Here is a 13,515-nt window from a genome sequence, read left to right as displayed (position 1 = left end):
TTATCTGAATTATAAATTATTAACGAAATTACTAATCCGAGCTAAACTTTCTTTTAATTGCTCAGTTGATGATGCATAAGAAAGACGGACATAACCTTCACCGCCCTTGCCAAAGTAGCGACCAGGAGTGACACCGACTTTTGCTTTTTGAGCCAGCTCAAAAGCGAATTGTTCATCATTGGTGCCATATTTTTCGGGGATCTTAGTAAAAATGTAGAATGCTCCTTGCGGTGTGGCCATTTCAAAGCCCAACTTTTCTAAGCCAGATTGCATAAAGTTTAAACGTGCTTCGTAGATTTCACGCGCTTTTTTAGGATCGTTTTGACCATTGTTTAAGGCTTCGACAGCAGCTATTTGAACGTTATCAGTAACTGAAGTAACTAAAAATGAATTAATCTTGCGGATGCTCTTCATGATTTGTTTAGGGGCAGCAATATAGCCTAAACGCCAGCCAGTCATAGCATAAGCCTTGGATAAACCGGAAATCAAAATATTTCTGTCAGGGATGTATTCAGAAAGTGAGTGATGTTTGGCTTTGCCATAAACAAGTTCTGCATAAATTTCATCAGTTACAGAAAAGATTTTGTATTCCTTAATGACATCTGCTAAGGCTTTGAGAGTTGTGGCAGAATAAACGCGGCCAGTTGGATTAGAAGGATCAGTTAAAATAATTGCCTTTGCACCTTTACCGCGACCATTGAGAACATGACGTAAATGTTCAGCTGTTAAGATGAAGTCATCTTTTTTAGTATCGACTTGAATAGGGATTGCTCCAGTCATTTTAATTAGCTGAAAGTATAAAGCCCAAACCGGAGTAGGAACCAAAATTTTGTCACCGGGGTTAAGCAAGGTCATAAAGACATCATTTAATGCACCTGTTGCACCGACAGTGACACAGATTTCACTTTTTGGATCATAATGTACACCAATTGAGCGGTCAAGGTAATTGCTAATAGCTTCAAGTAGTTCTGGCTTACCAGCTTGAGGAGCATAATGGGAATCATTAGCCTGAATATCACGAATTGCGGCATCTTTAATATGATCAGGTGTCGCTAAATCAGGTTCACCAATAGTTAACTTAATAATCCCAGAAATTTCAGAGATCTTTTGGTCAAATGCTCGAATTTTAGATGCGGTCAAGTTGTTTAGTCTCTCATTAATAGTTGAAGTTAAATCACTGGATAAATTTGGCATATATAAAGTTCCTTTCTGTATTATATAAATTTTAAATTACTCATTAATATAAAACAACTATTTTTAAAGCAACTTGTAAATTGAACAAAAAATAGGGAAGATGAAACTAATCATTTCCCTATTTGTTTTTAAGAACAGTATTCAAATTAGTATAAATTGCTGGCTTAGGCTGAGATTTATCTGGCATTTGCAGCCAATGAGGCAAAATTCCATTTAAAGGTTGAAGTGGCCTTTTAGTGGGCTGATGCAACTCAAGCTTCCTATCAACAATCTTGATTGTAGTGGCACTTTTATCACGTGGTACAAAGGATGATTGTGGTTTAGTGCAGGCCGATAAGCTAAGTAAGAATATAGTTAGTAAAAGTAGTTTTTGCATATTTTTTAATTTTTTCCAAATATAACTCCCAACACAATATTCTACTATTTAAGTGGACAATGATAAAATAAAAATAAGTTTAGATGACGAGGAATGGTAAAATGAGTCGAATAACAATTTATATGACAGGTGGAATCGCTGATTATAAGGCAGTTAACGTTATCCGCGATTTAGAAAAAGCGGGTCATCAAGTTCAAATAGTAATGACTAAAAATGCAGAGCATTTTGTAACTACTAATACACTGGCTGCTTTAACAAAGTATCCTGTTTTGGATGATTTATGGAGCAAGGAAAATGAGTCTAGCATACCACATGTTCATCTAGCGCGTTGGACAGAGTTAGCTCTGGTTTTACCAGCGACTGCAAATTTTATTGCTAAAATGGCAACGGGAATTGCTGACGATGCAGCTAGCACTACAATTTTAGCTACAAGTGCACCTAAATTGGTTGTACCAGCCATGAATGACCAAATGTGGAATAATCCAGCTACACAGCGAAATATAGCTTTTCTGAAAGAACATGGTGTAGAAATAATGGAGCCTGCAGTAGGGATGCTGGCAGAAGGCTATGCTGCTAAAGGACGAATGCCAGAGCCAGGAGCAATTGTGGCGTGGATCAAAAATTTCACTGAACAACAGAACGTTTTGCAAGGAAAAAATATTGTTATTACTGCTGGTGGTACTGAAGAAGCAATCGATCCCGTCCGCTTTATTGGTAACCGCTCTAGTGGGAAAATGGGCATTTCCTTAGCTACAGAAGCAGCAGCAATGGGAGCAAAAGTAAAGCTAATATATGGTAATGTAAGTATGCCTTTGCCACAAAATCCTAGGATTACATTAATTCATGTTTCTAGTAGCGAAGAAATGTTAGTTGCAGTCAAAAAAGAATTTAAGCATAGTAACGTTTTAATTATGGCTGCTGCAGTAGCGGATTGGCGCATGAAACAAGTTGCAGATCATAAATTAAAAAAGCAAGCTGATCAACAAACTTTGACTCTAACTTTAGTTAAAACGACAGATATTTTACGCGAAGTTGCTAGCCACAAGCAGCGAGGGCAGATAGTTGTCGGCTTTGCGGCAGAAACGAATAATTTGCTACAAAATGCTGCAAAAAAGCTATCTTCAAAAGGTGCCGATATGATTGTAGCAAATGACGTTTCTAAAAATGTTTTTGGCAATGATGAAGACCAGGTAACGATTTTACAAAAAAATAAGTCAACTAAGAAATGGCCTAAAATGAGTAAGCAAAAGATTGCTCAAAAATTGTTGCAGCTTATTGCTCAAAAAATATAGTATTTGCATATAGCTAATAGTGAACTATATGATTTATATTGCTCTTGTAATCATTTTGTAATATAACATCTAGGCTTTTTAAAAATGTGATGAAAACTAAAAATAATATTTAGTAAGTAAAAGATGTTTTTTATCCTTGTTTAAATGATAAATGCTGGTATTATAGGTGTTGGGAATTAAGAGACTGAAGAGAAAGAGTTGATAGGACATCATCAGCCCTTTCTTTTTTTATACGAAAATATTAATTTTGTATAGAATAATAAAATAAATTATTTGATAATCTTTATAAACCCAGCAGCATTGATTGATGCTACTATTTTAATTAGAAAATATAACAGAACCACAAAAAATAAAATGTATGTATAGGATTTGCAACAATTTTGTTGTATGCTATTAACAGATGGCTGAAAAAACAATTATTGTTTAATAATTGTTATTAGCTATACAAATACAGGAATTAAGAAACAGAGACATATTAGTAAAATGTAGAGGTGTATATATGTACTCTGATAAAACTTTAATGCTCAATAACGGAGTAGAGGTTCCTCGAATTCAACTAGGAACTTGGCTAATTAATAACGATGATGTACGAAAAGTAATTCGTCAAGCGATTAATGTTGGTTACCGCGCTTTCGATACTGCTAAAGACTATGGCAATGAAAGTGGTGTGGGAAAAGGTATTTGGAACTCTGATGTTGAGCGTAGTGATATTTTTTTAACAACTAAATTACCAACTTCGATTAAAGACTATGAAGGTACAAAAAAAGCAATTGATGACGCTTTAGATCGATTTAGTTTGGAATATATTGATATGTTGTTAATTCATTCACCACAACCTTGGATTGAAGTGAATAGAATTAATGATCGTCACTTTGAAGGCAATCTGGAAAACTGGAGAGCAATGGAAGACGCACTTAAAGCCGGTAAAGTTAGATCAATTGGTGTTTCAAATTTTTTACAAGAAGACGTAGCTAACATTGTTAATAACAGCTCAATTAAGCCAGTAGTTAATCAAATCGAAGTTCATATAGGAAATGTGCCAACTGATTTGATGAAATACTGTAAAAATTTAGGAATTCAGATTGAAGCATATTCTCCACTTGCACATGGTCGTTTGTTAAAGGATCCAAGAATCAGGACTTACGCTGAAAAGTATCATGTTAGTCCAGCTCAATTAATGTTATCATTTGACTTACAGCTAGGTTGTATTGTTTTGCCGAAGAGTGATAATGTTAAAGAAATGCAGGAAAACTTGAACATCGATTTTGAAATCAGTGCTGATGATATGGCTGATTTGGTCAAGTTAAAAGAAAATACGCAGACCATGGCTGTTTAATAGAAGCATCGCATAAGCGGTGCTTTCTTTGTTTTAAGGGAAAAGGTAATGGAAGAAATTAAACTAATCGCGATAGATATTGATGGAACCTTAGTTAATTCTAAGAAGGAGATTACACCAGCAGTTAAAAAAGCAATTTTAACTGCTCAAAAACAAGGCAAGCAAATCGTAATTTGCACAGGTCGGCCTTTGTCAGGTGCTCAACGTTATTTAGATGAATTAGGGCTTAATGGCCAAGAAAATCAGTATGTAGTTAGTTTTAATGGTGCAGTTGTAGAATCAACCGCGGGGCAGGTTATTTTCAAACAGGGGCTAAAATATGAAGATTATGTAGATTTAGAGACAATTGCGCGAAAGCTAAACTTACATTTTCATAGCGTATCGTTAGATCGAATTTATACAGCTAACCGTGATTTGGGACATTATACAATTTATAATTCACGGGTCGTAAAATTAGAAGTCTCATATCGTACACAAGAAGAAATGAAGCAGATACCAATCATCAAATGTATGTATGTTGATGATCCAGACTATTTAGATGAGAAAATAGAATCTCCTTTATTTGAAATGATGAAAGATCGAGCTGTATTTTCAAAGACTGAGCCTTTTTATTATGAAGCAACCGCTGCCGGTGTCGATAAGGGGACTGGCCTGAAAAGACTATGTGACTACTTAAAAATAGATCGAAGTAATGTGATGGCCCTAGGCGATCAAGCAAACGACATGCCGATGTTAACTTATGCTGGATTAGGTATCGCAATGGGAAATGCTGTTGAATATACAAAGCAACATGCTGATGAAGTTACGGCTGATTGTGACCACGACGGTGTTGCAGTTGCAATCAATAAAATATTAAAGTAGATGTTTTCTCTTTCAAATAGTGGTATTTTTACTTTAAGATGAAAATTGAATAGAGGTCTAAAAATAATGAATAAAGCAAAAGTTTTAGTTTTAGGTGGCTTAAGAGATGAGGCCTTAACTGATTTAAAAAATATTTGTCAAGTTGATATCGGTCCAGTAGGACATCGACCAGAAGATGATCGTGAGTGGGTGCTTGATCATATTGCAGAATATGATGGTGTGATCGTAGCAAAGATGGCTTTTGATCGAGAAATGATTGATGCTGCGAAAAATTTAAAAATAATTTCAACTTATGGCGTTGGCTTTGACCACGTTGATGTTGAATACGCTAAAGAAAAAGGAATAGTTGTTTCAAATTGCCCTAAGAGTGTGTTGCGTCCAACGGCGGAACTTGCCTGGACAATGATTATGGCATCAGCTCGTAGATTGCATTATTATGACCATGCTTTGCGTGAAGGCGTCTTTTTAAATGCCGATGAGTACGACAACCAAGGGTACTCCATTGAAGGAAAGACCTTAGGAATTGTAGGTATGGGTCGAATTGGTCAACAAGTTGCTAGGTTCGCTAAAGCATTTGGTATGACAATTATTTATCATAATCGTCATCAAGTAGATGATCAAATTGCAACAGAATTAGATGCTAAATATGTTGACTTAGATACTTTGGCAAAAGAAGCTGATTTTGTGAGTTTACATACTCCTGCTACAGCTGAAACATATCATCTGGTTAATTCAGACTTTTTAAAGAAAATGAAAGACACAGCGTTTTTAATTAATGTTGCTCGTGGATCGTTGATTGACGGGGATGCATTAATTGCTGCGTTAAAGAATGGTTCAATTGCAGGCGCCGCCTTAGATGTTTTCGAAAACGAACCGCATCCAAGACCTGAATTGGTTGAAATGGATAATGTGATCATGACGCCTCACGTTGGTTCAGCTACTCACATTGCTAGATTTAATTTGTCTAAAGAAGCTGCGAATAATGTTTTGTCTTTCTTTAAAGATGGTCAGGCAATTAATCAAATTAACTAGTTCAAACAGAGCTAAAAAAGACGATTCATGCGAATCGTCTTTTTCTTTACATAATTTTTACTGATGTTAATCATGATCAAGCTGACTATGGTGGTAGCCATAAACAAAGTAAATTACAGCACCGATGATTAACCAAATAGCTGCCATTAAGTAAACTTCTGAACTTAAATGGCAAATCATAAAGATACAAATTAAACCAGAAATGATTGGCAAATATGGGTATCCGGGAACTTTAAAGCCATCGTTAACAATATCTGTTCTTTTTCTTAATTTTAGAATTCCAAAGGAAACAAGAGTAAAGGCAAAAAGTGTACCAAAGTTGACCAAATTGGCTAGTTGATCAACGGAGAAGAATGCTGCACCTGCTGCAATAATAATAGTGACAGCGACTAAGGCATTTTGAGGAGAGTTATGTTTTTTATCTAATTTACTGAATGCACTAGGCAATAGCCCATCACGTGCCATAGCATAGATTAAGCGAGAGCTTGAATAGATCATTGTCAGCATCATGGTAGCCATTCCTAGCATAGCACCAAATGATAATAACTCTGCTACCCAGTTTTGATGAACATATTGCAATGCAAAAGCAACGGGATTAGATACGTTTAGCTTGGTATAATTAACCATACCCGTTAAAACGATTGAAACGCCAAAATAAAGTACAGCTGCAATAGCTAAAGTGCCAATAATTCCTAGGGGCATATTTTTCTTAGGATTTTTAACCTCGGCGGCTGATGATGAAACAACATCAAAGCCAAGAAAGGCAAAGAAGACTGTGGTTGCTCCTTTGATGACTCCTGAAAAATGATATGGCAAGAACGGATGATAGTTGTTAGGTTTAATGAACTGTAAGCCTACAAAAATAAAAATTAAAATAATGGCGATTTTAATAAAAACAGCTACGACATTAATTTTAATTGAGTTCTTCATCCCTCGTGACAACAGGATACTGATAAGTAAAATGATTAAAACAGAAACCAAGTCAAAATAAACGCCATTGTTAAGATTCATAGGACCAGAAATAGCGTGTGGAATTTTTAGACCAAATGGTGCAATGAAAGAACTGAAGTATGATGACCAACCTGCTGCCACAGTGGCTACAGATAGCATGTATTCCAGAATCAGTGCCCAACCGATAATCCAGCCTGTAAATTCGCCATAAACGATATTCCCATATGAATAGGCAGAACCAGCTACTGGGATCGCTGAAGCAAATTCTGCATAACACATTCCAGCTAAAGCACAAACAATTGCTGCAACAACAAAGGATAAACTAACGCTAGGTCCAGCTAATGTGGCTGCAACAGTTCCGGGTAAGATGAAAATACCGGTCCCGATGACAGCTCCTACGCCAAGAGACATTAAATCAACGGCGTTCATTGTTTTGGAGAACTTAATGTCTTTACCGAGATAGCTCTCAACATTTTGTTTCCTAAAAATATTAAATTTCATTCGCAAACTTCCCTTATTATAGATTAGATTAATTTTACATGATATTTTTAATTTTTAAAAGAAGAAAACGCTCTATATTTTTTATAGAGCGTTTGAATTAATCAGCTTTAATTTTTTGCTTATACCATTTACAGGAGAAATATATTAAAGCAATTAGAATAAGTCCTCCAATGATTAATGAGTATTCTTCAAAAATTAACACAATTTGTTCCCAATTTTCACCCATATAGGAACCAAGACCAACTAGAATAGCATTCCAGAGTAAGCTGCCTAAGCTAGTGTAAATAAGGAACTTAGGTAATTTAACTTTTGCTATTCCAGCTGGAATTGAAATTAAGCTACGAACTACAGGGATGCACCGACCATAGAAGATTGCACCGGTACCGTATTTATCAAACCATCTGATAGCCTTTTGTACATCACCCTTTTTAAAGCCAAGTAGTTTGAATAACTTATGATCGAACAACTTTTCTAATCGATCTGGATTAAGTAAAGTGCCAATCCAATATAAAACTAGTGCACCAACTACCGCGCCGATTGTTGAAGCAATAATTACACCGAAGACATTCATTTGAGAATGATGGGTTGCAAAGCCAGCGAACGATAGAATTACTTCGGATGGAATAGGGGGAAAGATGTTTTCGATTGCAATTAGCAAACTGATGGCTAGGTAGCCAAATTGGTTAATTAAGTCAAAAACTAGATTAGTCATCAAAAGTTCTCCTCAAATTTTATTTCTTTTAATATATCAACTTTTGTACCGAATAGCTATTTCTATAAGCAAAGTTAAGATCTTCTTAAACAGTCTGTGTTAAACTATTAAATGCAAATTTTTTCAGTGAGATGAGATAATGGCAACACAATTAATTGAGAATAAACTAAAACTTTTACCAGAAAACCCCGGCTGTTATTTGATGAAAGATATTAACGGTACGGTTATATATGTTGGTAAATCTAAAAATTTAAAAAATCGGGTTCGCTCATATTTTAAGAGTAAACAGGTTGGACGTCGTGCTGAATTAGTTCGTGAAATTCGAGATTATGACATCATTACTGTATCAACTGATAAGGAAGCTTTTTTACTTGAAATTACATTAATAAAAAAGTATCAACCTTATTATAATGTTCAATTAAAGCAGGGTACGGGATATCCTTACATAGAAATCACGCGTGAACACGATCCGCAAACTCGGTTAACTAGTATCGTTCATAAGGATGGTGGCTACTATTTTGGTCCCTATCCTAATGTATATGCTGCCCAGGCCACTTTGAAGTTTATTCAAAAAGTTTTTCCACTAAGGCGCTGTCATGGTTATCAAGGCAGACCTTGTCTTTACTATCATATGGGGCAGTGCTTAGGTGCATGCTTTAAAAAAGTGCCACAAAAAGAATACGAAGAGCAAATTAAAAAGATCAAGAGCTTTTTGAATGGAGATATTGCTAGTGTTAAGCAGAGTTTGACCGAAAAAATGGCTCAAGCAGCTAGCAATCTTGAATTTGAACGAGCAGCCGAAATTCGCGACCAATTGAAATATATTGAAGAAACGGTTGAAAAACAAAAAATTATTTCCAATGATAATACGCAGCGTGATATTTTTAATTATTACGTTGACAAGTCTTGGATTTCTGTTCAAATCTTCTTTTTACGGCAAGCAAAGTTATTGCGTAGAGAAACCAGAATGTTTCCTTTGACAGATGCCACAGATCCAGAAGATGCTTTCACTTCTTTTATTGTGCAATTTTATGAGCAAAGAAATAGGGTTTTGCCTAAAGAAATTCTGATTCCTGAAGGATTTGATAATGCTACTTTAGCTGAGGTCTTGAAGGTACCTGTTAGAACACCGCAACGAGGGCAGAAAAAGTCATTGCTAGACATGGCGAAGGATAATGCTAAGTTAAAGCTAGATGATAAGTTTAGATTATTAGAACTAGGTAATCGAAAAACTAAAGGCGCTCAAAAAGAAATTTTTGATGCTTTAGGCTTACCATATGGACACTTTATTGAAAGTTTTGATCACTCCCATATTCAAGGTGCTGACCCAGTCTCTGCTTTAGTCGTTTTTAAAGATGGTGAACCCGAAAAAACAGCTTATCGTAAATATAAGCTAAAAGGTGAGGTTGAACATCAAAATGGTGGCGACGAAGTACGCAACACGAGGGAAGTTGTCCGCCGAAGATATGGTAGACTGTTGCGCGAGCATAAAAGAATGCCTGATTTGATTTTGATGGATGGTGGTCAAATTCAGGTCGATGCTTGTTTAGATGTTTTACGAAATGAATTAAATTTGAATATCCCAGTTGCGGGGATGGTTAAAGATGATAAGCACAGAACAAACCATTTATTATTTGGCGATCCCATCAACGGTATTCCTTTGAAACTGATTCCCCTTAATCCCAAATCAGAGGGCTTTTATTTAATGACGCGCATTCAAGACGAAGTGCACCGCTTTGCGATTACTTTTCATAGAAGACGCCATGCTAAAAATGCTTTGTCCAGTCGTTTAGATTCGATTAAGGGAATTGGTCCTAAAAGTCGTAACAAATTATTGCGCGAATTTGGTTCATTGAAGAAAATTAAAGAAGCTTCAATTGATGACTTGCGTAGAGCAGGATTAACGCTTACTCAAGCACAAACGGTAAAATTAACATTGTAATCCGAGAAAACGCGATATCATGCGTATTTCTGTGGTATAGTATTAAAAGCTAGATTAAGACGGAAGGAAGAGATATACATGCCTACATTTGTTGATCAAACTAAAATCGAAGTACAAGCCGGAAAAGGCGGCGATGGCATGGTGGCTTTCCGCCATGAAAAATACGTCCCTAATGGCGGTCCAGCCGGTGGTGATGGTGGCCGTGGCGGCAGTATTATTTTTGTTGCTGACAGCGGCTTAAGAACTTTGATGGATTTTCGCTATCGGCGTAAGTTTAAGGCGGATAGTGGTGAAAACGGTCGTATTAAATCACAATATGGCCGTGCAGCTAAGGATCTTTATTTAAAAGTTCCAGTTGGTACTACTGTATATGATTATGACACTAATGAATTGATTGGTGATTTAACTGAAAAGGGCCAAGAACTAGTCGTTGCTAAAGGCGGTCGCGGCGGTCGTGGTAATATCCATTTTGCAACTAGTGTTAATACTGCACCAGAAATTGCTGAAAATGGTGAACCAGGTGAAGATCGCGTTTTGCGTTTAGAATTAAAATTATTGGCTGATGTCGGCTTAGTTGGTTTTCCGTCAGTTGGTAAATCAACACTGTTATCAGTAACAACTAAGGCCAAGCCCAAAATTGCTGCTTATCAATTCACGACTTTAACTCCTAATTTGGGAATGGTTATCTTGCCAGATGGTCGTGACTTTTCAATGGCGGATTTGCCAGGATTAATTGAAGGAGCTAGTCAAGGCGTAGGCTTAGGAATTCAATTTTTACGTCACGTTGAAAGAACCAAAGTAATTCTACATCTAGTTTCAATGGATCCTAATAATGGTCGTGAGGCAATTGATGATTACCATACCATTAAAAAAGAACTCAAAAATTACGAAACAGATTTATCAAAGAAGCGAGAATTGATTGTAGCTTCACAAATGGATATTCCTGGTGCTGAGGAAAAACTAGCTGAGTTTAAAAAAGCATTAAAAGCAGAAGGAAATAATGAACCTATTTATGAAATCTCAAGTGTAACTCATAAAGGCGTAGATAAGTTGATGTCAGATACTGCCAACTTAGTAACTGAAGTTGAACAAGAACAGGCTGAAGAACAACCTAAGCTAGCACAAAAGATTAAAGAATATAAGTATCAGGCACCACAAAAGAATGAATTTACAGTTGAGCAAGTTGGCGAACATGAATTTATCGTTAAGGGTGAACAATTAGAAAGATTAGTTCAAATGACCAACTTGGATCACCAAGACGGTATTATGCGTTTAGCAAGAAAGCTTAAGCGTTTAGGTGTTGATGACGCACTACGTGAAAAAGGAGCTGTTAATGGTGATGATGTGGCTATTGGCAAGTTTGTCTTTGAATTCGTACAATAAGAGTAGAGATAGGGTATGAAAAAAAATAGGTTTATTACGGGGTATTCTGGCCTTAGAGCCTTAGCAGTTATCGGAGTAATTCTTTATCATTTGGATCCTAATTCCTTTATGGGAGGATATCTGGGAGTGCCGATTTTTTTCGTGCTCTCAGGATATTTGGTGACAGATCATATGCTTAATTCATATGATAAAACAGGATCATATAATAATCGTCATTTTTATTTGAGTCGAATAAAAAAGTTATATCCACAATTAATTACTGTTTTATGGTTAAGTGCAGCCTATATCTTTATCTTTCAACGAAATTTACTGGCTAAATTAAATCAGGTTGTACTTGCAAATCTATTAAATGTATTTAATTTTTGGCAAATTCATAATGGTCAAAGCTATTTTGAGCGTTTTGCAGCTAATGAATCACCATTTACTAATTTATGGACGATGTCAATTGAAGGCCAATTTTATATTGTTTGGCCAATTGTCATTTATTTACTAGTTAAATTGGTTAAAAAGAAAAAAAATATTTTCTGGATTTTAGTTGGTCTATCAGCTGTTTCTGCATTAGAAATGGCAATCCTATACTTTTTAAAGGCTGATATTAATCGAATTTATTACGGAACTGATACTCGTTTCTTTTCTTTAGGATTAGGAGCAGCATTAGCAGTTGTTTGGCCGATAGAAGGTTTAAATCAGCAAGTCGAACGAAAAGTAAGTTGGATATTGGACTTGGTGGGCCTTGCTTCATTTGTTTTAATGTTAGCAATGTTCTTCTCTAAGTGGATGAATCCACAACAAGCCTTTACTTACTCTGGCGGAATGTTGTTATTTACTTTAGATGTATGTATTTTAGTAGCGGTAATTGCTCATCCTGGCAGTCATTGGAATCAAATCCTAACTAATAAGTTATTTGATTGGATTGGCTCACGAAGCTATGGCATCTATCTGTATCAATTTCCAGTAATGATCTTTTTTGAAGATAAGGTAAATATTGGTGATAATCCAATGCTGTATCACCTTATTGAAGTGATTTTAATTTTAGTGATTACAGAAATTACTTATCGTTTGATTGAAAGACCAATGGGTAGGATTACCTGGGATAAAACGAAGCAATATTTTGCTCGAATTTTTAATTTTGAAACAAAAGATTACTTTAAGAAAGGTCAAGCAGCCTTAGCAGCTTTGATTTTAATCTTAGGATCAGCAGCTATTGCTATTTCACCAGGAGTAAAAGCAGAAGACTTTAATAAAAGCCAATTAGCACAGCGAATTAATCAGAATTCTAAAAAACAAAAAAAGGATAATGCTAAATTAATTGAAAAGTTAAAAAAAGAAAAAAAGAAAAAAGAAAAAAAATCTAAAATTATTCGTGAAGCTGAGCTTCAAACTAAAAAGCATCCTATTAACAAATCTTTTGTTAAATATGGTATTTCCCAGTTAGATTTGCAATTGGCTCAACATGTTCAAGTAACTGCGATTGGCGACTCGGTAATGGCCGGTTCGAGCAACGATTTAAAACAATTAATGCCTAAAGCGTTAATTGATGCTGCTGTTTCAAGACAATTGAATGTTGCTTTTGGCTTATTAGATAGTTATCAAAGTCAAGGAGTTTTAGCAGATAATATCTTAATAGGATTAGGAACTAATGGACCTTTCTCAATGGAAGATCTTGATCGAATAATGCATCAGGCTGGGCCTAAGAGAAAAGTTTTCTGGATCAATGTTCACGTTCCAACTAGAGATTGGCAAAATTCAGTGAATAATTTGCTAAAGCAAGGTGCAAAACGGTATCATAATCTTATAATAATTGATTGGTATTCATACTCGAAGAATCATCCTGACTGGTTCTACGGTGATCATACTCACCCTAATTTAGAGGGCTCAAAATACTATAGTGCATTAGTTACCAAAACAATTGTTAAGCATTCAAAATTTTAGATT

At 35.7% G+C, this 13,515-nt stretch carries 10 protein-coding genes; 7 read left to right on the top strand and 3 right to left on the bottom strand.

All coding sequences use genetic code 11. The features are described 5' to 3' along the window. Positions 1 to 9: 9 nt before the first annotated feature. Entirely contained in the window at positions 10 to 1,194 is a 1,185-nt protein-coding gene (locus J6L97_RS05985) for an aminotransferase class I/II-fold pyridoxal phosphate-dependent enzyme (protein WP_057726533.1), read from the bottom strand. Between the two features lie 477 nt (positions 1,195 to 1,671). Between J6L97_RS05985 and coaBC the strand changes: the two genes are divergently transcribed. The 4 genes from coaBC (at position 1,672) to J6L97_RS05965 (ending at position 6,091) form a co-directional block, all read left to right on the top strand. Further along, positions 1,672 to 2,862, top strand: a complete 1,191-nt coding sequence (gene coaBC, locus J6L97_RS05980) for a bifunctional phosphopantothenoylcysteine decarboxylase/phosphopantothenate--cysteine ligase CoaBC (RefSeq protein WP_035443635.1) — start codon at positions 1,672 to 1,674, stop codon at positions 2,860 to 2,862. A 499-nt stretch (positions 2,863 to 3,361) separates the two neighbouring features. Then, complete coding sequence (locus J6L97_RS05975) at positions 3,362 to 4,198, top strand: aldo/keto reductase (protein WP_057726532.1); 837 nt, start codon at positions 3,362 to 3,364, stop codon at positions 4,196 to 4,198. Between the two features lie 48 nt (positions 4,199 to 4,246). Beyond that, positions 4,247 to 5,059: a Cof-type HAD-IIB family hydrolase gene (locus tag J6L97_RS05970; protein ID WP_057726531.1), complete on the top strand. Its 813-nt coding sequence runs from the start codon at positions 4,247 to 4,249 to the stop codon at positions 5,057 to 5,059. A 66-nt stretch (positions 5,060 to 5,125) separates the two neighbouring features. Further along, a complete protein-coding gene (locus tag J6L97_RS05965) occupies positions 5,126 to 6,091 on the top strand; it encodes an NAD(P)-dependent oxidoreductase (protein WP_057726530.1) in 966 nt (321 codons plus the stop codon). Positions 6,092 to 6,157: 66 nt separating this feature from the next. Here J6L97_RS05965 and J6L97_RS05960 read toward each other — a convergent pair whose 3' ends face one another. Then, positions 6,158 to 7,543, bottom strand: a complete 1,386-nt coding sequence (locus J6L97_RS05960; RefSeq protein WP_057726529.1) for an APC family permease — start codon at positions 7,541 to 7,543, stop codon at positions 6,158 to 6,160. 97 nt (positions 7,544 to 7,640) lie between these two features. Then, positions 7,641 to 8,255, bottom strand: a complete 615-nt coding sequence (locus tag J6L97_RS05955; RefSeq protein WP_005724638.1) for a DedA family protein — start codon at positions 8,253 to 8,255, stop codon at positions 7,641 to 7,643. A gap of 139 nt (positions 8,256 to 8,394) precedes the next feature. On the opposite strand from J6L97_RS05955, the gene uvrC reads away from it, so the two are divergent. The 3 genes from uvrC to J6L97_RS05940 all read left to right on the top strand — a co-directional run bounded on the left by uvrC (position 8,395) and on the right by J6L97_RS05940 (position 13,512). After that, a complete protein-coding gene (gene uvrC, locus J6L97_RS05950; protein WP_023488620.1) occupies positions 8,395 to 10,197 on the top strand; it encodes an excinuclease ABC subunit UvrC in 1,803 nt (600 codons plus the stop codon). 78 nt (positions 10,198 to 10,275) lie between these two features. Further along, positions 10,276 to 11,580, top strand: a complete 1,305-nt coding sequence (gene obgE / locus J6L97_RS05945; RefSeq protein WP_005722345.1) for a GTPase ObgE — start codon at positions 10,276 to 10,278, stop codon at positions 11,578 to 11,580. Positions 11,581 to 11,595: 15 nt separating this feature from the next. Further along, positions 11,596 to 13,512: an acyltransferase family protein gene (locus tag J6L97_RS05940; RefSeq protein ID WP_081036405.1), complete on the top strand. Its 1,917-nt coding sequence runs from the start codon at positions 11,596 to 11,598 to the stop codon at positions 13,510 to 13,512. Positions 13,513 to 13,515: the final 3 nt, after the last annotated feature.

This window comes from Lactobacillus crispatus (genome assembly GCF_018987235.1).
In the GTDB taxonomy this organism is placed as follows: domain Bacteria; phylum Bacillota; class Bacilli; order Lactobacillales; family Lactobacillaceae; genus Lactobacillus; species Lactobacillus crispatus.
Note: the sequence above shows the minus strand (reverse complement) of the source record. Positions and strands in the feature narration are given on the sequence as shown.

Excerpts from the sequence above, each read along its gene's own strand:
- J6L97_RS05965 (WP_057726530.1), top strand. The coding sequence starts at position 5,126 with ATGAATAAAGCAAAAGTTTTAGTTTTAGGTGGCTTAAGAGATGAGGCC.
- J6L97_RS05960 (WP_057726529.1), bottom strand. The coding sequence starts at position 7,543 with ATGAAATTTAATATTTTTAGGAAACAAAATGTTGAGAGCTATCTCGGT.
- J6L97_RS05985 (WP_057726533.1), bottom strand. The coding sequence starts at position 1,194 with ATGCCAAATTTATCCAGTGATTTAACTTCAACTATTAATGAGAGACTA.
- J6L97_RS05970 (WP_057726531.1), top strand. The coding sequence starts at position 4,247 with ATGGAAGAAATTAAACTAATCGCGATAGATATTGATGGAACCTTAGTT.
- J6L97_RS05975 (WP_057726532.1), top strand. The coding sequence starts at position 3,362 with ATGTACTCTGATAAAACTTTAATGCTCAATAACGGAGTAGAGGTTCCT.
- J6L97_RS05940 (WP_081036405.1), top strand. The coding sequence starts at position 11,596 with ATGAAAAAAAATAGGTTTATTACGGGGTATTCTGGCCTTAGAGCCTTA.
- obgE (WP_005722345.1), top strand. The coding sequence starts at position 10,276 with ATGCCTACATTTGTTGATCAAACTAAAATCGAAGTACAAGCCGGAAAA.
- J6L97_RS05955 (WP_005724638.1), bottom strand. The coding sequence starts at position 8,255 with ATGACTAATCTAGTTTTTGACTTAATTAACCAATTTGGCTACCTAGCC.
- uvrC (WP_023488620.1), top strand. The coding sequence starts at position 8,395 with ATGGCAACACAATTAATTGAGAATAAACTAAAACTTTTACCAGAAAAC.
- coaBC (WP_035443635.1), top strand. The coding sequence starts at position 1,672 with ATGAGTCGAATAACAATTTATATGACAGGTGGAATCGCTGATTATAAG.